Annotated in this window: 16 protein-coding genes, 1 tRNA gene and 1 pseudogene; 15 read left to right on the forward strand and 3 right to left on the reverse strand. The window is 61.8% G+C overall.

All coding sequences use genetic code 11. The features are described 5' to 3' along the window. Positions 1-181: 181 nt before the first annotated feature. The 6 genes and pseudogenes from BLV18_RS18735 to BLV18_RS22420 all read left to right on the forward strand — a co-directional run. Positions 182-3,136, forward strand: a pseudogene (locus tag BLV18_RS18735) (sensor domain-containing protein); the annotation flags it as partial. A 14-nt stretch (positions 3,137-3,150) separates the two neighbouring features. After that, positions 3,151-3,227: transfer RNA gene (locus tag BLV18_RS18740), tRNA-Ile, on the forward strand. Between the two features lie 299 nt (positions 3,228-3,526). Beyond that, on the forward strand, positions 3,527-4,219 hold the full coding sequence (locus tag BLV18_RS18745) for a bacteriorhodopsin (protein ID WP_090360757.1): 693 nt from the start codon (positions 3,527-3,529) through the stop codon (positions 4,217-4,219). A gap of 2 nt (positions 4,220-4,221) precedes the next feature. Further along, on the forward strand, positions 4,222-5,070 hold the full coding sequence (locus BLV18_RS18750; protein ID WP_090360760.1) for a Brp/Blh family beta-carotene 15,15'-dioxygenase: 849 nt from the start codon (positions 4,222-4,224) through the stop codon (positions 5,068-5,070). A gap of 171 nt (positions 5,071-5,241) precedes the next feature. Continuing rightward, positions 5,242-6,057 (forward strand): formate/nitrite transporter family protein, encoded by an 816-nt coding sequence (locus BLV18_RS18755; RefSeq protein ID WP_090360763.1) that lies wholly within the window; start codon positions 5,242-5,244, stop codon positions 6,055-6,057. Positions 6,058-6,097: 40 nt separating this feature from the next. Beyond that, on the forward strand, positions 6,098-6,235 hold the full coding sequence (locus BLV18_RS22420; protein ID WP_167375958.1) for a hypothetical protein: 138 nt from the start codon (positions 6,098-6,100) through the stop codon (positions 6,233-6,235). Here the strand turns inward: BLV18_RS22420 and BLV18_RS18760 are convergent. The 3 genes from BLV18_RS18760 to BLV18_RS18770 all read right to left on the reverse strand — a co-directional run bounded on the left by BLV18_RS18760 (position 6,216) and on the right by BLV18_RS18770 (position 9,207). After that, on the reverse strand, positions 6,216-7,412 hold the full coding sequence (locus tag BLV18_RS18760) for a type II toxin-antitoxin system HipA family toxin (protein WP_090360765.1): 1,197 nt from the start codon (positions 7,410-7,412) through the stop codon (positions 6,216-6,218). The genes BLV18_RS22420 and BLV18_RS18760 overlap by 20 nt on opposite strands. After that, positions 7,412-7,663: a helix-turn-helix transcriptional regulator gene (locus BLV18_RS18765; RefSeq protein ID WP_090360768.1), complete on the reverse strand. Its 252-nt coding sequence runs from the start codon at positions 7,661-7,663 to the stop codon at positions 7,412-7,414. Before BLV18_RS18765 ends, BLV18_RS18760 begins: the two co-directional genes overlap by 1 nt. Positions 7,664-7,770: 107 nt before the next feature. Continuing rightward, positions 7,771-9,207, reverse strand: coding sequence for a DUF2723 domain-containing protein (locus tag BLV18_RS18770; protein WP_090360772.1), 1,437 nt, complete (start codon positions 9,205-9,207; stop codon positions 7,771-7,773). Between the two features lie 329 nt (positions 9,208-9,536). Here BLV18_RS18770 and BLV18_RS18775 point away from each other — a divergent pair, with 329 nt between their 5' ends. The 9 genes from BLV18_RS18775 to BLV18_RS18815 all read left to right on the forward strand — a co-directional run bounded on the left by BLV18_RS18775 (position 9,537) and on the right by BLV18_RS18815 (position 20,382). Continuing rightward, positions 9,537-9,992, forward strand: a complete 456-nt coding sequence (locus BLV18_RS18775; RefSeq protein WP_090360775.1) for an Lrp/AsnC family transcriptional regulator — start codon at positions 9,537-9,539, stop codon at positions 9,990-9,992. A gap of 140 nt (positions 9,993-10,132) precedes the next feature. Continuing rightward, complete coding sequence (locus BLV18_RS18780; protein WP_090360777.1) at positions 10,133-11,815, forward strand: flavin monoamine oxidase family protein; 1,683 nt, start codon at positions 10,133-10,135, stop codon at positions 11,813-11,815. 29 nt (positions 11,816-11,844) lie between these two features. After that, entirely contained in the window at positions 11,845-12,627 is a 783-nt protein-coding gene (locus BLV18_RS18785) for a carbon-nitrogen hydrolase family protein (protein ID WP_090360780.1), read from the forward strand. Between the two features lie 650 nt (positions 12,628-13,277). Next, positions 13,278-14,048 (forward strand): hypothetical protein, encoded by a 771-nt coding sequence (locus BLV18_RS18790; protein WP_090360783.1) that lies wholly within the window; start codon positions 13,278-13,280, stop codon positions 14,046-14,048. A gap of 55 nt (positions 14,049-14,103) precedes the next feature. After that, entirely contained in the window at positions 14,104-15,219 is a 1,116-nt protein-coding gene (locus BLV18_RS18795; RefSeq protein WP_090360785.1) for a DegT/DnrJ/EryC1/StrS family aminotransferase, read from the forward strand. A gap of 37 nt (positions 15,220-15,256) precedes the next feature. Beyond that, a complete protein-coding gene (locus BLV18_RS18800) occupies positions 15,257-16,789 on the forward strand; it encodes a lipopolysaccharide biosynthesis protein (protein WP_090360788.1) in 1,533 nt (510 codons plus the stop codon). Beyond that, the gene (locus BLV18_RS18805) at positions 16,786-17,712 is read left to right on the forward strand and encodes a glycosyltransferase family 2 protein (protein ID WP_090360790.1); all 927 of its coding nucleotides are present in this window, start codon (positions 16,786-16,788) and stop codon (positions 17,710-17,712) included. The genes BLV18_RS18800 and BLV18_RS18805 overlap by 4 nt, the downstream gene beginning before the upstream one ends. Before the next feature lie 7 nt (positions 17,713-17,719). After that, positions 17,720-18,169, forward strand: a complete 450-nt coding sequence (locus BLV18_RS18810; protein WP_090360793.1) for a low molecular weight protein-tyrosine-phosphatase — start codon at positions 17,720-17,722, stop codon at positions 18,167-18,169. Continuing rightward, a complete protein-coding gene (locus tag BLV18_RS18815) occupies positions 18,166-20,382 on the forward strand; it encodes a polysaccharide biosynthesis tyrosine autokinase (protein WP_090360796.1) in 2,217 nt (738 codons plus the stop codon). Before BLV18_RS18810 ends, BLV18_RS18815 begins: the two co-directional genes overlap by 4 nt. The last annotated feature ends 10 nt before the right edge of the window (positions 20,383-20,392 follow it).

A 20,392-nucleotide genomic window follows, 5' to 3' on the forward strand; every position in this document is an offset into this window, starting at 1 on the left:
GCTCGCCGGGGCAGCCATCGCCGACACTTTTTCTCCCGCTGGTTACCCGTCTGGGCTGGTTGAACATCCGCCCCTGCTCGCGAGTGTGGCCGAGGCGCGCCCCCTGCTTGCCGCGCCGCCAAACGGCGGTGTGCCAGCCACGCAGCAGACCTCGTCGGCCGATGCTGCGCCCACCCGTGACTGGTACACCGCCCTGATCTACGGCCTGCCCGGCCTGGTCATGCTGGTCATTGCCCTGGGCGTGGTGATCCGCATCAACCGGCGTCTGACGTCGGAAATCAGCCAACGCATCGCTCTGGAACGTGAACTGCGCAGCAGCGAATACCATTACCGCGGCCTGATCGAGAGCCTATCGGCTATCGCCTGGGAAGCCGACACGACCGACTACACCTACAGCTACGTCTCACCCCATGCCGAGGCGTTGCTGGGCTACCCGTTGCAGAGCTGGCTGGAGCCCGGTTTCTGGCTGCGCATCCTGCACCCGAAGGACGCCAGCTGGGCGCGCGAATACTGCGCCGAGCAAACCGCTGCAGGTGTGGGGCACTCCCTCGAATACCGTGTAATTACTGCGGACGGTCGCAGCCTGTGGGTGCGCGATATCGTCAGCCTGATCAAGCATGACCAGCGACCGGTGATGCGCGGCCTGATGATCGACATCAGTGAAACCAAGAAGATCGAAGAAGCCCAGCGCCTGTCCGAACAGAAGTTCGCCTCGGTGTTTCGACAGTGCCCTGACATTCTGGTCATCGCGCGGCTCAGCGACGGCTGCCTGCTGGAGGTCAACGAAGCCTTCGAGGAACAGATCGGCCTCAAGGCGGCACAGGTGGTCGGACGGCGTGCAGCGGAGCTCGACATCTGGGGTGTGGACGGCGTCGCGCCGCGACTGCTCAAGCGCCTGCAGGGCGGCAGCATCCGCAACCTGGAGATGACCTTTCGCCGCGACAACGGCCAGCGCTTCACCGGCCTGCTCTCGGCCGAACCGCTCCAGCTGGAAACCACGGCGGCGATGGTCGTGGTGGTGCGCGACATCAGCGAGCTCAAGCAGACCCAGCAGCGCCTGCAGATTTCCGAGGAGAAGTTCGCCAAGGCGTTCCACGCTTCGCCCGATGGCATGCTGCTGACCCGTCAAAGCGATGGGCTGCTGATCGAAGTCAACGAAGGCTTCAGCATCATGACCGGGCACAAGAGCAAGACGTCCCTGGATCGCTCGACCCTCGAACTGGGCATCTGGGCCGATCCCAACGAGCGCAAGCGGCTGCTGGACAAGCTGCAGCGCCAAGGCTTCGTTCGTGACTTCGTCTGCCGCATCCGTCGTATCGATGGCCAGGTGCGCCTGTGTGAGGTGTCGGTGCGGCCGCTGCCCATCGGTGGCGATGCCTGCATGCTGACCATTGCCCGGGACATCACCGAGCGCCAGCAGATGCAGCACAAGCTGACCCTGGCCGCGACGGTGTTCGAGAGCACGGCCGAAGGCGTGCTGATCACCGACACCCAGCAACGCATCAGCATGGTCAACCGCGCCTTCACCGAGATCACTGGTTTTTCCGAACAGGAAGTGCTGGGCGAAACCCCTCGCCTGCTCGCCTCGGGCCAGCACGACAGTGCGTTCTACATTGCCATGTGGCATCGCCTGGCCGCCGAAGGGCATTGGCAGGGCGAGATCTGCAACCGGCGCAAGAACGGCGAGCTGTACCCCAGTTGGTTGACCATCAGCTCGGTACGCAACAGTGAAGAGGCCATTACCCATTTCGTCGCCGTGTTCGCCGACATCTCCAGCCTCAAGCACGCTCAGGCGCGGCTGGACTATCAGGCGCACCACGATCCGCTCACCGGCCTGCCCAACCGAACCCTGTTCGAAAGCCGTCTGGCCGCCGCCCTGGCCAACCAGACCGAAGCCGGTGGCCAAGGCGCGGTGCTGTTCCTGGATCTGGATCGCTTCAAGCACATCAACGACAGCCTCGGTCACCCCGTAGGCGACCTGCTGCTCAAAGGCATCGCCCAGCGCCTCAAGGAACAGGTGCGCGACATCGATACCGTGGCGCGCTTGGGCGGCGACGAGTTCATCATTCTGCTGCCGGGCCTGGCCCACGCCAGTGATGCGGAGCACATTGCCGCCAAGGTCCTGGCCTGCTTCGCTGCGCCCTTCCAGGCCGGTGACCATGAGTTCTTCACCAGTGCCAGCATCGGCACCAGCCTGTATCCCCAGGACGGCACCGACGTCGCCACCCTGGTGAAGAACGCCGATGCCGCCATGTACCGCTCCAAGGCCAAGGGCCGCAACCGTGTGGAGAGCTACACTCGCGACCTCACCACTCAGGCGACCATGCGCATCGCGCTGGAGCACGAGCTGCGTCGGGCGATCGAGCGCGACGAACTGAGCCTGAGCTACCAGCCCAAGTTCAGCATCGACTCGGATCTGCTGGTCGGTGCCGAAGCGTTGATCCGCTGGAAGCACCCCAACTTCGGCGACGTGCCGCCCGAGCAATTCATTCCGCTGGCCGAAGAGAACGGCATGATCCTGCAGCTCGGCGATTGGGTGCTGGAGCAGGCCTGTCGGCAGCTGCGCGAGTGGAAACAGCTCTACCACGAGTTTGGCCCGCTGTCGGTCAACCTGGCCGGCGCGCAACTGCGCCAGCCCAACCTGCTCAAGCGCATCGAAGGCCTGCTGGCCGACAGCGATCTGCGCCCGCAGTCGTTGCAGCTGGAGATCACCGAAAACTTCATCATGAGCCAGACCGAGGAAGCGCTGGTGGTGTTGCATCAGCTCAAGCGCCTGGGGGTGCAACTGGCCATCGACGACTTCGGCACTGGCTACTCATCGCTGAGCTACCTCAAGCGCCTGCCGCTGGACATCCTCAAGATCGACCAGTCCTTCGTCCGCGGCCTGCCCGACGACCCCCACGACGCCGCCATCGTACGCGCCATCATCGCCCTGGGCCGCAGCATGCAACTGACCGTCATCGCCGAAGGCGTGGAAACTGCCGCGCAGCAAGCATTCCTCGCCCGCGAAGGCTGCGAGCAGATCCAGGGCTACCTCGTCAGCCTCCCCCTGCCCCCCGACCGATTCGCCGCGACCTTTCTTCGTATGCGCCTTACGGATTTTTCGGATAGCACTCCCTGCAATCCATCGCTATAATCGGCGGCCTTCTGGGGCCTATAGCTCAGTTGGTTAGAGCAGGGGACTCATAATCCCTTGGTCGCAGGTTCGAGTCCTGCTGGGCCCACCAAGATTCGAAAGCCGCGCTTTGCGCGGCTTTTTTTATTTCTGGCGAGATCATTCCAATACGGTCCCGTAGTGCAACGCTGCAAGGTGAATTCTCGACCCCGCATGGAGGAGGATTCATGAAAGATTTTCGACTTGTGATCCCTTGATCAAATCGGCGAACGCAGCTTTCGACACGACTGAAACATCCTGAACCAATTTATCCGTTGACTCCTCTATCTGGACTGTAACGCCAGCAAATGTCCTGTTACCTCAAGGACGCGGCTGCCGATGCGATCTCATAGACCATTTGGATAAATCCCCATGACACAGACACCTCTGCTCATCGGCTTCGTCATCATGTCGCTTGCCTCCTTGGCTATCTATGCCAAAGGTGCTCACCGCGGGCCGCTGCGCGGCCATACGCTGATCCATGCAGCTGTGCCCTTCATCGCCGCTACGGCGTATCTCGCCATGTACCTGGGTGTCGGCAATCTGATCAAGCCGGACGACAGCATCACTTATGTCGCTCGCTACTTCGATTGGCTTCTGACTACGCCCTTGCTGTTGGCAGGCGTTGTCAGCTCGGCGTATCTGGGGGCTCGCGAGCGTGATGGTCAGGCCGGTTTCGTGGCGTCCATCGTGACCTTGGACGTGATGATGATAGTGACAGGCCTGGTTGCCTCCCTGGCGCTCTATGGCACCATCAAATGGGTCTTCTTCGCTTGGTCATGCGTCGCATTCGTCGGCGTGCTCTATCTGATCTGGAAGCCATTGGCGGCGCTTTCGGAAGCGTCTCCGGCAATCGGCGCGGCCTATCGTAGAAACAGTGGTTTTCTCACCGTGCTCTGGCTGATCTACCCCGTTGTCTTTGCCGTCGGACCGGAAGGCATCTGGGCGATCAGCGATGCAGCGACCCTCTGGATCATTCTGGTACTCGACGTGCTGGCCAAGGTTGTCTATGCCTTTACCTCCGAGCGCAATCTGCGCGCGGCGCTTGTTCATTCCGGCGCCTGAGAATGAACCGCAGCGGCTGGTTGGCATTGCTGTTGACCGCCGCAATGGCCAGCGTAGACGGGGGAATGGGACAGCTGACGTTTGCGCTGGCCGTAGGGCTGGGCTTGGGGCTCCTGCACGGCGTCAGCGACCTACACCTTGTGGCACCGGCCCGGCGCTGGGGTTTTTTGTGCGCTTATCTGGCGGTGGCTCTGGGCTGCCTGGTCTTTTGGCAACTCGCAAGCGGGACGGCACTGCTGCTGTTCTTGCTGCTCTCGGTCTGGCATTTTGTCCACGAGGATGAAGTGTTTTCCGATCGGCTGACTTCGCTGGCATTGGGCGTTTTCATCGTCGGTGGCCCGGCGGTGATGCACGAGGCAGAGGTCACTCGGTTGCTGGCGTTGAGCATGGGCTTGGGCGAACCCAATGCTCTTGCAGAGTGGCTGACGTGGTCACTCACCGCAGGTGGGAACGTGGCGCTGCCGATACTGCTGCTGGCTTCATGCCGACTACGCTGTCTTTGGTTGGCGATCACCTTGCTTGGGGTAGTGCTGGCACCACCGCTGGTAGGCTTTGCCCTGGGTTTCTATCTATTGCATGCCGCGCCCCAGACCCGGGTTCGTCAACGGATGCTGGGCGTACCTGATTTAGCGGCCTATCTACGGCTCACCTGGCCAATACTATTGGGCGCAGCGCTGTTCACCTTGGGTGGTGGCCTGCTCTTCCTCCTCCAGGAGCACACTGGCATCCGTGCCTTGTTCGCTGTGCTGACTGCCTTTGCAGTGCCGCACATGCTTGTCCTGCCGCGCTTTTTGCCCGCAACGGGCACTGCTGGCCAATCCGGTGAGGGAACTCGACTCGTTGGGAGATAACTTTCCGAGGAGCATTAAAGGCATCATCGACTACTTCGATCACCCCATCAAAACAGCCGATTGGCCTTTTCCCACCCCGCTCCGTAACGTAACCACCCGGTGCGACAGATGCGCGCACCGCCTGAGCTTGTCGTTCCCCCTGCTCAGCCCACGATCACGCACGAGCCCGCCATGTCTTTGAATACCCCGCAGCAAATTGCCGAAATTGCCGTTGAAAGCGGCGTCAAGAAAGCGCACCTGAGCCTCTCTTCGTTGATGATCCTTGGATTTCTGGCGGGCGCTTTCATCGCCTTCGGATTTCTTCTCGACATTCATGTGAGCACCATGATCCCCAGTGATTGGGCGTCGCTGGGTAACCTGCTGGGCGCTGTGGTGTTTCCGGTGGGGTTGATTCTCGTGGTGCTTGCCGGCGGCGAGTTGTTGACCGGCAACATGATGAGCCTGCCCATGGCGCTGTTCGCTGGGCGTATCGGTTTGAGCCGGCTGGTACGCAACTGGGCGCTGGTGACGCTGGCCAACCTGATCGGCGCGCTGTTCGTCGCCTACTGTTTCGGGCATCTGGTCGGGCTGACCGAAGGCGCCTTCATGGGCAAGACCGTGGCTATCGCCAATGCCAAGGTGTCGGCCAGCTTCGAGCAGGCGTTCATTTCCGGTATTGGCTGCAACTGGCTGGTGTGCCTGGCGGTGTGGCTCAGCTACGCGAGCAAGGATGTAGTCGGCAAGGTGGTGGGCATGTGGTTTCCGGTGATGGCTTTTGTCGCGATCGGCTTCCAGCACGTTGTTGCCAACATGTTCGTCATACCGGCGGCGATCTTTGCCGGGGCGTTGAGCTGGGCGCAGTTCGCCGATAATTTCGTGCCGGTATTCCTGGGTAACGCCGTGGGCGGCGCGGTCTTCGTCGGCTTGGCCTATCATGTGGCGTACTTCAAGACGGCAACCGGCTCCGAAGCGTCGTCCACGGCCAGTGGCGCGCAAACGCCGAAATAATCCAGCCAAGCTGGATCAGTACTGTCATCAAGGTTGAGAAATGGACTTCACACCTGTCATCGCCCAGCTCTGGGGAACGCTGAGCTGGGCGCTCCCGCTGCTGTTGCTGATCACGTTGTTCAAATCGCCATGGGCCAAGCTCCGCATCGAGAAGCGAACTACCCAAATGTTTGCCTGAAGGGATCGGCACTTTTCTGTATTGCGGTGACCACGTGCTGCGCTTGCTCCGTCACCTCACCCGAGCTCGCCAGCACCTGCTCCAACGCCTGCAGTTGCGTGCGGATAACTTCTTGCGGCTGCTCTACAGCACAGAGCTGGGCGAACTCCAGCAGCCCCTGCCGCGAGGCAAACATGGATTTGTTGCCGATCAGGTTCAGTGCCAATACATCGTCAGGGATATAGGCTGTGGTGTTGACGATGTCGTAGGCGGGTGCAAGTCGTGCATCGCCTAGGGCGGGATTGGCGTAGAGCAGTCCGAAGTTTTTCAGATGAGCATCGCCGTTGCCGACGATGCAGCTGAGAGTCACGATAGCGAATAGCTGAGACAGTGAATGCTCTATCCGGTCAGGGGCGCAGAACATCCGGATAGCTCTGGCAATGGACGAGTAGCTCTTGCTGTACTTCTGTTCGGCAGCCAGGCCCATGAGGGCTGTCATGTCCTCGAAGCCAATGGGGTGGAGCTGCTCGTCCCGATCGAAGCGGCGCATGACGAACAGTTTGGTGTTATCGGACAAGTAGAATTCCGGCACGACGATGCCGGCTGCTTTGGCCACGGACATGCAGAGAAACTCGTTGATCGCCAGGCCAGGGAATTCATCTCGGCCGCTCTTGATGATCAGTTCCGACGTTTTCGAAGTGAATCGCTGCGGAGCGTGGTTTTGATGCTCGGGTACCAGCACCTTGGGTTGCACCCCTGAGATGCCGGCACGTAGGATGTACCGATCAACCAGGCTGGCGAAGATGTCCTCGGCACCATCCCAGGCGAGGATCTCATCCAGCCTTTCTCCGGGGAACTGTTGGCGTTGCAACAGCGCATCGACTTCCGGCGATTTGACTGCGACTCGCCCGATGGGCGAACTGCTGCCTGAAAGTGCCAGGAGTAGCATTGGATCGACGTTTGTCACCTTGGCCAGGCGATTACGCAGCTGCTCCAGCACGTAACCCTCGGGCAGATTCATCTGGAAGATGGGATGAAGTTCGCGATGGCGGTATTCATCCATCCGCGGGGGCATGAGCAGACTGATCGCGGTGTGCGCGGCGGCGTCATCGCGATAGCGGAAGATGTAGTCATCTTCGCTGCGCATCACTCTTCCGCTCTCTCCTTCCGGGGTTGAAACCTGCAGTAAGGTCGGCATCAGTCGAATATCCCGTGAATTTCATCCAGCGTGGGCAGCACGGCAGGGATGACCGTAAGTTCGCAATTCAGTGCAGCGAGCACGCGTGCATAGGCGGTCATGCCGACCGAGTGGTCGCCCTTCTCGATCGCAATGACCTTCTGCCGTGTGACAAAAGCTAATGCGGCAAGCCGGGCTTGAGTCATGCCGCGATTGAGGCGGCGTTGTCGGATTTGCGCGCCCAGACGGGTAGCAATGAGATCGTAATCCATGTTCTGTATACGTGACAAATTGAGATCAATGTAACGTATACCTAACCCTCGCGAAAATAAAGCTTCGCCTGACACAAAGTGCAGCCTTTAATTTTTTCTAGAAACACTCACTTGGCCTGCAGGCGAAACCCCAGCAAATTTTCCTGCAGCCGGTACTGCTCGCCAATGTTCCCGCAAAAGCTGGTGCGTGGCAGGAACGCGCCGGCGCCGTTCAGGTAGGGCGGGATGTTGTTGCTCTGTTCGCAACCTTGCAGGATGCGGCCGCGTAGCGCGCCGTTGGCCTGGGCCGAGCGCAGGGCGCCCAGTGGGGTCGGGTCGGCGACGACCAGGGCGCCGGGGGGCACCAGGGTTTCGTAGGTGCGGGCGAACTGTTCTGCAGAGCGGTCCTGCAGATAGGGCACGAGGTAGTAGCGGATGTCGTTGCGAAACGGCAGCGCTTCGGTGTGAGTCGGCAGTTTGACCCAACCGTTGGCGTACAGCCCCCACATCGACAGCATGGCCGCCGGCCCGGCCACGACCGAAAGGTAGAGCGCGGCGACGCCGACGCGATTGCCAGGCAGGTACCTGGCCAAGTGAACGACGCCCAGGATGCTGGCCAGGGCGATGCCGGGCAGAAACAGGGTGAAGCGATCGAATACGCCGTAGGACACGGCGAACAGGAAGTTGAGCAGCAGCGCGGCCCACAGCACTTGCAGGGCGCGGGTTTTCGGCCACACGAGCGGGCCAATGAGTTGCGGGCCGATCAGTGACAAACCCAGCAGCACCACGGCGTTCTTTTCGTGCCACATGTCGTCGAATCGCCACAGCGTGTCGTTGCGGCCGCCGGGGATGATCGCCAATTGGTCGGGACCGGCCAGGTAACGGCGAGCGATGTCGAACAGGCTCATGCCGCTGTCCAGGTCGCCGATGACGGCAGGCAAAGCGGGTGCAAACCCCAGCGCAATTGCAGGCAGGACCAGCAGCAGGCGCACTCTGTCCTGCATGGCCAGATGCACGTACATCGGCAACAGCACCACCAGCGTCAGCGGGTGTATCGCCAGGGCCAGGCCACTGAGCACACCGATGGCCAGCAGGCGCGCTGTGGCGCCAAGCCGCGCGTGTGTGGCGAAGCACAGCCAGTAGGCCCCGATGATCAGCACGGCATGCAGCACATAGGGCTCGGCCTTGGTGGACGCCCAGAACACGGCGTGGGCCAATACCGTTGCCGTGGCTGACAGCAGCGCCAGGTGGCGCGCAGCGCCGACGCTGACCGCCAGGCCATGCACGACCAGCGCCAGTGGCAGCAACAGGATGGCGTTGAGCAGGCTGAGCAGGTGCATGCCCAGCAGCGCGTGGACGACACGGCTCACCAGTGCGTGGAACGGGTGGCTGACCGGCCCCAGGGAGGTGCTGAAGAACGAGCCGTGGGCGGCCTCGGCAAGCATCAGGCCGTTGTCCATCCATTGAATCGGGCCGCTGCTGGCCAGGAAGCTGGCGATCACGGCGCAGGCCAGCATCAGACCGGCCACTACGGTGGGCAGGTGCATGCCACGGGTTGAACTCATGTTCCTTGCTCTCCATGGCCGCGAGCAGCGGACTGTTTGGTCAGGGGATGAAAGGGGCGTTGTCCGGCAGGCGAACTATAGAGGGATTAATTGTTTTGCCACTTCAATTTAATCAATCCACTGCACTCGGCCTGCCGTTCGCCTGACGCCAGAAACAGCCAGTTGCAGCGGACTTTTCATCCGTTGCGTCAAACTTTCCATTCAACTAACACAACGCCGAGCAACAGCGGTTGAAAGACCTGAAGGATCGCCCTTGGCAACATTGCTTTGAGCCGGGCGTCGATAAGTGGCCTAATGCGCCGCACTGACTTGCCTATGGAGCCCCCGCCTTGTCCGACCGCCACCCGCTTGCACTGGATGCCATAGATCGCCAATTGATTGCCGCGCTGCAGCTCAATGCCCGCGAGAGTGTGGCGATGCTCGCGCGCGGATTGGGCATCGCGCGCACGACGGTCACGGCGCGGCTCGCTCGGCTGGAAAGCTCCGGGGTCATCAGCGGGTACGGTGTGCGGCTCGGCCGGCACGCGTTGGACGGGGGACTGCAGGCCTACGTCGGCATCACCGTGCAACCGCGCTCGGGCAAGGACGTGGTGCGACGCCTGAGTGGCATGGCGCAGGTGCAGCAACTGTGCGCCGTGAGTGGCGAGTTCGATTACGTGGCCTGGCTGCGCACCGACTCACCAGAGCAACTGGACCAACTGCTGGACCAGATCGGCAGCGTCGACGGGGTGGAGAAAACCACGACGTCGATCATCCTCAGCAACAAGGTCGACCGCCGGGATTGAACCCCCGATTTGCACAATGCAGCGCCGACACGTCTTTTCGACCGATAAAACGTCAGATCGACGACACTTTGTGTCTTATTAACCTCATCACCCTTGCCTAGAATGAACCTGCGTTTTCCTCGTTCAGCCAAGGTCCCGCCATGAGCCCAACTTCGCGTCACCCCGCCGACGGCAAGAAGCCCGTCACCGTATTCGGTCCGGATTTCCCCTTCGCCTTTGATGACTGGATCAAGCATCCGGCCGGGCTGGGGGTGATTCCCGAACACCACCACGGTGTCGAAGTGGCCATCGTCGGCGCCGGGATCGCCGGGCTGGTGGCGGCCTACGAGCTGATGAAGCTGGGGCTGCGGCCCGTGGTCTATGAGGCGTCGAAAATGGGCGGACGGCTGCGTTCGCAGAAGTTCGAAGGCACCGAGGATATCGTCGCCGAATTGGGCGGGATGCGTTTCCCGGTGTCGTCTACCGCGTTCTACCACTACGTCGACAAGCTCGGCCTGCAGACCAAGCCCTTCCCCAACCCGCTGACCCCGGCCTCGGGCAGCACGGTGATCGACCTGGAAGGCGAGACCTACTACGGCCAGACCTTGGCCGACCTGCCTGCGCTGTTTCAGGAGGTCGCGGACGCCTGGGCCGACGCGCTGGAAGAAGGCGCCCGGTTCGGCGATATCCAGCAGGCGATCCGCGACCGCGACGTGCCGCGCCTCAAGGAGCTGTGGAACACCCTGGTGCCGCTGTGGGACGACCGCACCTTCTATGATTTCGTGGCCACGTCCAAGGCCTTTGCCCAGCTGTCGTTTCATCACCGGGAAGTGTTTGGCCAGGTGGGTTTCGGTACCGGCGGCTGGGATTCGGACTTTCCCAATTCGATGCTGGAAATCTTCCGCGTGGTGATGACCAACTGCGACGATCACCAGCATCTGGTGGTCGGTGGCGTCGAGCAGGTGCCATTGGGTTTGTGGAAGCATGTGCCCCAGCGCTGTGCCCACTGGCCTGCCGGCACCAGCCTGGCGTCGCTGCACCGCGGCGCGCCGCGCGGCGGGGTGAAGAAGATCGCCCGGGCCGCCGATGGCCGCTTTGCGGTTACCGATCACTGGGACGACACGCGGCATTACGCGGCCGTGCTGACCACCTGCCAGAGCTGGTTGCTGACCACTCAGATCGAATGCGAGGAAACGCTGTTTTCGCAGAAGATGTGGATGGCGCTGGACCGTACCCGCTACATGCAGTCCTCGAAGACCTTCGTGATGGTCGACCGGCCGTTCTGGAAGGACAAGGACCCCGAGACCGGCCGCGATCTGATGAGCATGACCCTCACCGACCGCCTGACCCGTGGCACCTACCTGTTCGACCACGGCGACGACAAGCCGGGGGTGATCTGCCTGTCGTACGCCTGGATGAGCGATGCCCTGAAGATGCTTCCCCATCCTGTGGAGAAGCGCGTCAAGCTGGCCTTGGATGCCTTGAAGAAGATCTACCCGAAGGTCGACATCGCCGCGCGCATCATCGGTGATCCGATCACCGTGTCATGGGAAGCCGATCCGTATTTCCTCGGCGCCTTCAAGGGCGCCCTGCCCGGCCACTACCGCTACAACCAGCGCATGTATGCGCACTTTATGCAAAGCGCGTTGCCTGATGCACAACGCGGTATCTTCATCGCCGGTGACGACGTGTCATGGACGCCGGCCTGGGTCGAAGGCGCGGTGCAGACGTCGCTGAACGCGGTGTGGGGCATCATGACCCACTTCGACGGCTACACTCACCCGGAAAACCCCGGGCCTGGGGATGTTTTCGATGAACTGGGGCCCATTGCCCTGTCGGATTGACCGCTTCCTTGATCGCAACAGGAGCCCGCATGCGCATAGCCTTGTACCAATGCCCGTCCCAACCGCTCGACGTCGAGGGCAACCTTGCCCGCTTGCAGGCGCGCGCCCGTGAAGCTGCACAGTGGGATGTCGAACTCTTGGTACTGCCGGAGATGTTTCTGAGCGGCTACAACATTGGCGCGGGCGTGGCCCGCAATCTGGCCCAGGCCAGCGACGGTGCCAACGCCGAACAGGTCGCGCAGATCGCTCGGCAATTCGGCCTGGCCATTGTGTACGGCTACCCGGAGCTGGATGAACAGGGCAACGTGTACAACTCGGTGCAGTTGATCGACCGCACCGGTGAGCGCCTGGGCAACTACCGCAAGACCCACCTGTTCGGCGATGCCGACCGCGCCATGTTCAGCGCAGGCGAACAGGCCCCTGCGGTGCTCGAACTCAATGGCTGGAAGCTGGGCCTGCTGATCTGCTACGACCTGGAGTTTCCGGAAAACGCGCGTCGATTGGCGGCAGCAGGGGCGGAGCTGATTCTGGTGCCCACCGCCAATATGGTCCCCTACGGTTTCATTGCCGAGGTGACCGTGCGCAGCCGGGCATTCGAGAATCAGTGCTACGTGGCGTATGCCAACTATTGCGGTAACGAGATGGAGTTCGAGTACTGCGGACTGAGCAGCATTGCCGGTGCCGATGGGCAGCAGATTGCCAAGGCAGGTCGGGATGAGGCGTTGATCGTCGGCACCTTGGACAAGACTTCACTGACGTCGGCGCGCAGTGCGTTCACCTATCTGAACGATCGAAGACCTGATCTTTACTGAAACAGCCGATCAACGGCAGAAATGCCCGTGCCTTTGGCTGTTGCTCAGTGATGTCAATAAACCATCATAGGGACGTCTTGTGCCCCATGATGGTTTTTTTTTGACGACATTAAATAGTCAGCGCCTGTGCGAATCTTCCTGCCGCGGACGACTTGCACAACGCTTGAACCCTGTGATTCTGCGGGTTTGCGGCTTGTTCGGAGGGACAATGTCAAGAAAACCCGCAAAAGCCTGAATTTGACAGCAATATGCCAGCGCCAAAAATAAATCATTATATTAATCAATAAGTTATGAAAAATTAAGTAGGGATTTCGAGCACCTACAGAATTTTTGACGAAAGCAATTGACACTCCTCCCGCCAAAGCCGATATATCACCCCATCTGCCGCCAACACAGCAGTTGCAGCGACGCCGAAGAGTGTCGCGCAGACCCGACGACTACCCCATTGCCCTGTAAGCGCTGACCTCAATGAGCGGTCCGCGCCGTGTGCTCTGGCCTATGCAGTCCGTCATGTTCATTGCAGTACGCGAAGTTGGAAGTTGCACATTTCAAGGATCGTCGAGTACGAACCGGGCGGTAGCTTTGCCCAAACACAGAGAACGTTAGTTATGGCGTTCAATCAACCGCGTGTCCAAGGAGGGTTCTTCCTCATGTCACATTTGTTCAACCTGGATGAAAACACGTCGAACCGCCTGGCGGCCGACATGAATGAACAGGGCTATGCCGTACTGGAAAACGCTTTGGCGCCCTACGTGCTGGAAGAACTTCGTGCTTATGTGGATGACCAGGCTGCGCGCCATAACCAACAGTACTTCGCCTATCACGGCAATGCGCCGCTGGTGGGCAGCCGCTTGGCCGCCACGGCGATGTCGAGTGAGTTTCGCCAGCACCTGGCGCGCCTGCACGAGCAGGGCCAGGGCCATGCCGCACCCAGCGACCAGGTGTTCCCGGTATTGCGTTGCGTGCAAGGCCACAGCGGCCTGAAGGAATCCAACGCGTTTCACTTCGATGCCACCCTGCTGACCATGCTGGTGCCGATCTTCATCCCCGAGCAGGGCAAGCATCGCGGCGACCTGGTGCTGTTTCCCAACCTGCGCAAGGTGCGGGGCAGCGTGCTGTTCAACGCTGCCGAGAAAGCGGTGTATCAGAACCCGCTGTGCCGGCGCCTGATGGGTTGGTGCATCGAGCGCGGCTGGCTCAAGCCGCTGTTGCTGCGCATGAAGCCTGGCAACGTGTATTTCTTCTGGGGCTACCGCTCGCTGCATGCCAACCAGCCGTGCGATCCGGCGCACCGGCGTGCCACTGCGTTGTTCCACTACGGTGACCCTCACGCCGGCAGCCTGACCACACGAATGATCCTGCGGCTCAACCAGCACCGCGCCCGACGCGCAGTCGCCCGCAGCAAAAGTCAGGCGTCCTGAGCGGACAATAACGTGTTGGATACCACGGGAATGGCGAGCCGCCAGGGAGCAGCGAATGATCAACGTAACCAAGGCCTATCTGGGCGACATCGACAAGTTCAAGGCCTATGTGGACCGTATCTACGCGTCCCACTGGCTGACAAACCACGGTCCGCTGTGCTGCGAGCTGGAGGAGCGCCTCAAGGATTACCTGGGCGTGCGCCACTTGATCCTGACCAATAACGGCACGCTGGCGCTGCAAGTGGCCTACCGCGCCCTGGGCCTTTCCGGCAGCGCCGTGACCACGCCGTTCAGCTTCGTGGCCACCAGCAGCTCGCTGCACTGGGAAGGTATTCGTCCGGTGTTCGCCGACATCGATCCGCATACGTGGAACCTGGACCCGGAGCAGATCCCAGGCAGCCTGCAGGCCGACACCAGTGCCATCGTCGCCACCCATGTGTTCGGCAACCCCTGCGCGGTGGAACGCATCGAAGCGATCGCTCGTCAGTACCGCCTCAAGGTGGTGTATGACGGCGCCCACGCCTTTGCCGTGAAGCACGCTGGTCAGTCCGTGTATCACTGGGGCGATGCCAGCACCCTGAGTTTCCATGCCACCAAGTTGTTCCACACCATCGAGGGTGGCGCGATCGTCACCAACGACGATGAGGTCGCGGCGCGGGTGCGCAAGCTGTGCAACTTCGGTATCACCGACGTGGACAAGATCGAGGGCCTGGGCACCAACGCCAAGCTCAACGAATTCTGCGCCGCCATGGGGCTCAGCGTGCTCGACGACATCGACAACATCCTCGAGCGTCGCGCCGAGATGGGTCATTACTACCGTCAGCGCCTGAGCGGCTACCTCGACCTGCAACGCCAGGCCGACGACAGCCAGATCAACTACAGCTATTTCCCGGTGGCCTTGCAGAACGAAACCCAAGTGCTGGCCATGCGCACCGAACTGCAAGCCGGCGGCATCAATCCACGGCGTTATTTCTACCCTTCGCTCGACACCCTCGAATATCTGCAGCCGCAAGCGGTCCAGTACCAATCGCGCAGCCTGAGTGAGCGGGTGCTCTGCCTGCCCATCTACCCCGGCCTGGCGCGGACGACTCAGGACCAGGTCATCGACACCCTGCTGCGCGGCCACGAACTGAGTTACCCGCAATCCGTTTCATGGGCCACCGCTGTATGAAAAAGGGCATGAATTCGTTAAACCAAGGCACGCGTCGATGAAGAAGCTTTCGGTCATCCACAACACCGCCCTCAGCTACCTGGGCCAGGCCTATGCGCTGGTGATCGGCATCTTGATCATGCCGTTCTACCTCAGCCATCTGGGCGCCGAGGCCTATGGCTTGATCGGCTTCTACGCCGTGATGCAGGCCTGGCTGCTGCTGCTCGACGCCGGTGTGTCGCCCTCGCTGGTGCGCCAGATCGCTCATCACCAGGGCAGCAGCGACAGCGCGGTGGCCAAGCGGATCGGCGGCTGGTTGATGCGTTCCTTCGAGCTGGTGTTTCTGCCCATGGCACTGGTGTGCGCGCTGGGTGTGTACCTGGCCAGCGACTGGATGGCCGCCCATTGGCTGCAGGCCCAGGCACTGGCGCCGCAGACCATCGTCAACTGCGTGATTCTGATGGGGGTGATGGTTGGCCTGCGCCTGTTCGCCACGCTGTACAAGAGCGGCCTGCAAGGCCTGGAAATGCACGCCTGGTTGAACAACGCCAACGTGGTCATCGCCACGCTGCGCTATTTCGGCGGCCTGGTGCTGGTGACCTGGGTGTCGCAGGACGCGCAGGTGTTCTTCGAATTTCAACTGTTCGTGGCGCTGGTGGAGACCTTGATCTTCGCTGCCAAGGCCTACCGCCACCTGCCTGCACCGACCCTGCTGAGCGGGTTCAACTGGGCGCTGGTCAAGCCGATCCTGCCGTTCGCGGCCAGCGTATCGCTGACCGCCGTGGTGTGGATCGTGCTGACCCAGCTGGACAAGGTGCTATTGTCCAAAGTGCTGCCGCTGGCCGAATACGGTTACTTCTCGCTGGTCGCGCTGCTGACCACCGGGATCATGATGATGATCAACCCGCTGGTACAGACCCTGCTGCCGCGCATGACGGTACAGGTCGCCGAAGGCCGTGAAAGCGACATGCATGCCCTGTACCTGGGCGCCAGCCGCTTCGTCAGCACCTTCCTGTTCCCCCTGGCAGCGATCATCGCGTTCCATGCCGAGCCACTACTGTTTGCCTGGAGCGGTGATACACAGGCCGCTCAGTGGGGTGCGCCGATTCTGTTCTGGTACGCCTTGGGCAGCGCCATCCTGGCGGTCAGCGCGTTCCAGTACCACCTGCAATACGCCTACGGCGAAATGCGCCTGCACATCGGCTACAGCGTGGTGTCGGCCGTGATCAGCGTGCCGGCGATGATCATCGCGGTGTACGGCTGGGGCGCCCTGGGCGCGGCCGTGACCTGGTTCATGCTGCGCCTGGTGTCGTTCGCGCTGTGGCCACAAGTGGTGCATCGGCGTCTGGCGCCGGGCCTGCACCGGCCCTGGTTGCACGACATCCTGCGCATCAGCCTGAGCACCGTGCTCGGCGTGCTGCTGACCCATCCGTTGTTCAAGGCCATTGCCGGCGGCTCCAGCGACCGCCTGGTGATCTTCGCCGCCCTGGCCGTGTGTGGCGTGCTGACCCTGGCCCTGGTGGCCGCCACCTACAAACCACTGGCCCTGCGGGTCTTCCTCAAGTTGAGCAGAGCGAGCGCCGAACGATGAAACGGACCGAACAACAGATCATGCAGGCCTGGCCACAGGGGCAGGAGCCGTTGCTGTCGATCACTTGCCCGGCCTACAACCAGGTCGACTACATCGAGCAGACCCTGGACAGCTTTCTGGCGCAACGCACCACGTTCGCCTTCGAGATCCTGATCAACGACGACGCCTCCAGCGACGGCACGACGCAGATCATCGAGCGCTACGCCGAGCAGTACCCGAACCTCATCAAGCCGGTGATTCATCAGCACAACCAGTACCAGTTGGGGCGCTGGTGTTTTCCGGCGCTGTTCAACCGGGCCCGCGGCAAGTACATCGCCTATTGCGAGGGCGACGATTACTGGATCGACCCGCTCAAGTTGCAGAAGCAGGTGAACTTCCTCGAAGCCAACGCCGATTACGTGCTGACCTACCACGACGCCATGGCGTTCGACAGCAAAGGTGAACAGGGCATCCAGCTGACCGGCAAGTATCAGGCCGACGCCAGCGCCATGGACCTGCTCAAGGCCCGCCCGATCTCGACCTTGACCACCTGCTTTCGCAACGTGCTGCACGAGCTGCCCCGCGAGCTTGCGCAAGCGCCGGTGCTGGACCTGTGCTGGTGGTCGATGCTCGGTGCCCATGGCAAGGGCAAGTACCTGGCCGACATCGCCCCGGCACGCTACCGCCTGCACCCTGGCGGGATCTTTTCCCAGCGCCCGGGCCAGAACAAATTGCAGATGACCCTGCACACCTACGCGTGCCTGGCCAACTACTACTTCCGCCAGGGCGACCGCGTGCTCTACGAGCACTTTCTGGTGCAGGTGTCCGGCATGTGTGTGGCGGCGATCCGTCCGGTACAGAAATTCCGCGCCCTGCTGCATGTGTCGGGCAACGTCAGCCGCAACCTGATACGGCGCCTGACGCCGGCCGCAGCGAGAGGCTGAAGACGAGATGATCAACAAGGTTCTGGTGATCTGCATCGGCAACATCTGCCGCAGCCCCATGGCAGTGGCGCTGTTGCGTCACCACGCGCCGCACCTGCAGGTTGAATCGGCGGGCTTGAGGGCCTGTGTCGGCGAAGACATGGACAGCCTGACCGCACAGGTACTGGCCGACAACCAAGTGCCACGGCCGGCGCACGCCGCCTGCCAGCTGACCGACGAGCAGGTGCGTTGGGCCGATCTGATTCTGGTCATGGACCAGCGCCAGTTGCGCAGCATCACCGACACGGCCCCGCACACGCGCGGCAAAACGTTTCTGATCGGCAAGTGGCTCGACAATTTCGAAATCGACGATCCCTATCGCCGCCCCATTGCCGCCTTTCAAAGGACCTACACCGAATTGACTCGGTGTATCGAAGGCTGGCTGCCCTACCTGAGTTCCGAGGATCGACAAAGATGACCGCGATGAACCGTTCAAACCTGGAGTACTACAAGGACACCCAGATCGATCTCGCGACGATTCTTCGGACCTTGTTCGATCACAAGAAACTGATTGCCGGAGTCGTGGCCCTGTTCACGCTGCTGGGTGCTTTCTACGCCGTGGTCGCCACGCCGGTGTACCAGGCCAACGCCATGATCCAGATCGAACCGAAGAAGGTCGGTCTGGATGCTACCCCGCAGCTCAACACCAAGCCGTCCTCGGTATCGGAAGCGGTGACCGAGATCGAGCTGATCAAGTCGCGCACCGTGCTCGGCCAGGTGGTCAGCGACCTCAAGCTGGACGTGGTGGCCACGCCGCGCTACTTCCCGGCGATCGGCCGCTACATGGCGCGCGAATTCACCCCGACCGGCAACCAGACACTGGCCGCGCCGCTGTTCGGTCTGGAGGCGTTCGCCTGGGGCGGCGAGAAGATCGACGTGTTCAATCTGGACGTGCCGGCAAACCTGCTGGGCGAGCGCCTGACCCTGATCGCCGGGTCGAACGGCACGTATCGCCTCGTGGGTACCGACGGCGCGCCACTGCTCAGCGGCCGTGTCGGCGAGGTCAGCCAGGGCAACGGCGTGACCCTGCAACTGGCCGAGCTCACCGCTCGCCCCGGCACTGAATTTCGCCTGGTGAAGAACCGCCTGCTCAACACCTCGCTGGACTATCAGCAGCGTCTGCGCGTGGCCGAGTCGGGCAAGGATTCGGGCATCGTCTACCTGAGCATCAACGACACCGACCCGGTCCAGGCCAACCGCGTGCTGGATGAAGTCAGCCGCCTGTACGTGCGCCAGAACGTGGAGCGCAGTTCGGCCGAAGCCGCCCAGCGCCTGGATTTCCTGCGCTCGCAACTGCCCGTGGTACGCAAGGAACTGGAGAAGTCCGAAGAAGCCCTGCACGCCTTCCAGATGCGTACCAAGTCGGTGGACATCACCCTCGAGACCAAGGCCCTGCTCGACCAGATGGTTGCCTACGACGCCCAACTGTCGGAGCTGCGCCTCAAGCGCACCGACCTGGATCGCCTGTACACCCGTCAGCATCCCGCCTCGGCAGCGTTGAGCCAGCAGATCAGCCAGATCGAGTCGCAGAAGACCTCCCTGCAAGCGCAGATCAAGGGCCTGCCCGAGACTCAGCAGGAATTGCTGCGCCTGACCCGTGACATGCAGGTGACGACCCAGACCTACACCCTGGTTCTGAACAAGAGCCAGGAGCAGGACATCATCCGCGCCGGCAACATCGGCAACGTGCGCATCATCGACAAGGCCGACAGCAACATCGAAGAGCCGGTCAAGCCGATGCGCGCGGTCATCGTTCTGTTGGCGATGCTGTTGGGCACCCTGGTCGCCGTGGCCATCATCTTCATCCGCCAGGCGTTCTATCGCGGCGTGGAAAACCCCGAGGTGATCGAGAGCCTGGGCATGCCGGTGTACGCCTCGCTGCCGCTGTCGCGCCAGCAGGAACGTTTGCAGAAGAAGCGTGGAAAGGGTGTGACCAACCGCGAATCGCGCTTGCTCAGCGTGGCCGCGCCGAGCGAGCTGGCCATCGAGTCGTTGCGCAGCCTGCGCACCAGCCTGCACTTCGCGATGATGGAAGCACGCAACAACGTGCTGATGATCACCAGCCCCATGCCCGGCGTGGGCAAGTCGTTCGTCAGCGCCAACCTGGCGGTGATCATTGCCCAGGCCGGCAAGCGCGTGCTGCTGATCGACGGCGACATGCGCAAGGGCTACCTGCACCGGTCGTTCGGCCTGCAGCCCAAGCACGGGCTGTCCGACGCCCTGGCCGCGCGCCTGGGCAACACCGAGGTGATCAATGCCACCGAAGTGGACAACCTGCACCTGATCGCCTGCGGCTTTGCCGCGCCCAACCCTTCCGAACTGTTGATGCATGACAACTTCAGCAAGCTGCTGCGCGAGCTGTCGCCGCATTACGACCTGGTGATCATCGACACCCCGCCGGTGATTGCCGTGACCGACGCCAGCCTGATCGGGCGCCAGGCCGGGACCACCCTGCTGGTCGCTCGTTTCGGCCAGAGTTCGGTCAAGGAGATCGAGGTCAGCAAGCGTCGTCTTGCGCAGAACGGCGTGCTGGTCAAGGGCGCGATATTCAACGGCGTGATCCGCAAGGCGTCCACCGCCGAGTACGACTGCGCTGCCTACGGCTACGACTATTCGCCGAGCAAGAAGTGATCGCCGATCC

Source organism: Pseudomonas coleopterorum, assembly GCF_900105555.1.
Classification (GTDB): Bacteria; Pseudomonadota; Gammaproteobacteria; order Pseudomonadales; family Pseudomonadaceae; genus Aquipseudomonas; species Aquipseudomonas coleopterorum.

Excerpts from the sequence above, each read along its gene's own strand:
- BLV18_RS18800 (WP_090360788.1), top strand. The coding sequence starts at position 15,257 with ATGAAGAAGCTTTCGGTCATCCACAACACCGCCCTCAGCTACCTGGGC.
- BLV18_RS18795 (WP_090360785.1), top strand. The coding sequence starts at position 14,104 with ATGATCAACGTAACCAAGGCCTATCTGGGCGACATCGACAAGTTCAAG.
- BLV18_RS18790 (WP_090360783.1), top strand. The coding sequence starts at position 13,278 with ATGTCACATTTGTTCAACCTGGATGAAAACACGTCGAACCGCCTGGCG.
- BLV18_RS18780 (WP_090360777.1), top strand. The coding sequence starts at position 10,133 with ATGAGCCCAACTTCGCGTCACCCCGCCGACGGCAAGAAGCCCGTCACC.
- BLV18_RS18785 (WP_090360780.1), top strand. The coding sequence starts at position 11,845 with ATGCGCATAGCCTTGTACCAATGCCCGTCCCAACCGCTCGACGTCGAG.
- BLV18_RS22420 (WP_167375958.1), top strand. The coding sequence starts at position 6,098 with ATGGACTTCACACCTGTCATCGCCCAGCTCTGGGGAACGCTGAGCTGG.
- BLV18_RS18760 (WP_090360765.1), bottom strand. The coding sequence starts at position 7,412 with ATGCCGACCTTACTGCAGGTTTCAACCCCGGAAGGAGAGAGCGGAAGA.
- BLV18_RS18770 (WP_090360772.1), bottom strand. The coding sequence starts at position 9,207 with ATGAGTTCAACCCGTGGCATGCACCTGCCCACCGTAGTGGCCGGTCTG.
- BLV18_RS18805 (WP_090360790.1), top strand. The coding sequence starts at position 16,786 with ATGAAACGGACCGAACAACAGATCATGCAGGCCTGGCCACAGGGGCAG.
- BLV18_RS18745 (WP_090360757.1), top strand. The coding sequence starts at position 3,527 with ATGACACAGACACCTCTGCTCATCGGCTTCGTCATCATGTCGCTTGCC.
- BLV18_RS18755 (WP_090360763.1), top strand. The coding sequence starts at position 5,242 with ATGTCTTTGAATACCCCGCAGCAAATTGCCGAAATTGCCGTTGAAAGC.
- BLV18_RS18810 (WP_090360793.1), top strand. The coding sequence starts at position 17,720 with ATGATCAACAAGGTTCTGGTGATCTGCATCGGCAACATCTGCCGCAGC.
- BLV18_RS18765 (WP_090360768.1), bottom strand. The coding sequence starts at position 7,663 with ATGGATTACGATCTCATTGCTACCCGTCTGGGCGCGCAAATCCGACAA.
- BLV18_RS18750 (WP_090360760.1), top strand. The coding sequence starts at position 4,222 with ATGAACCGCAGCGGCTGGTTGGCATTGCTGTTGACCGCCGCAATGGCC.
- BLV18_RS18815 (WP_090360796.1), top strand. The coding sequence starts at position 18,166 with ATGACCGCGATGAACCGTTCAAACCTGGAGTACTACAAGGACACCCAG.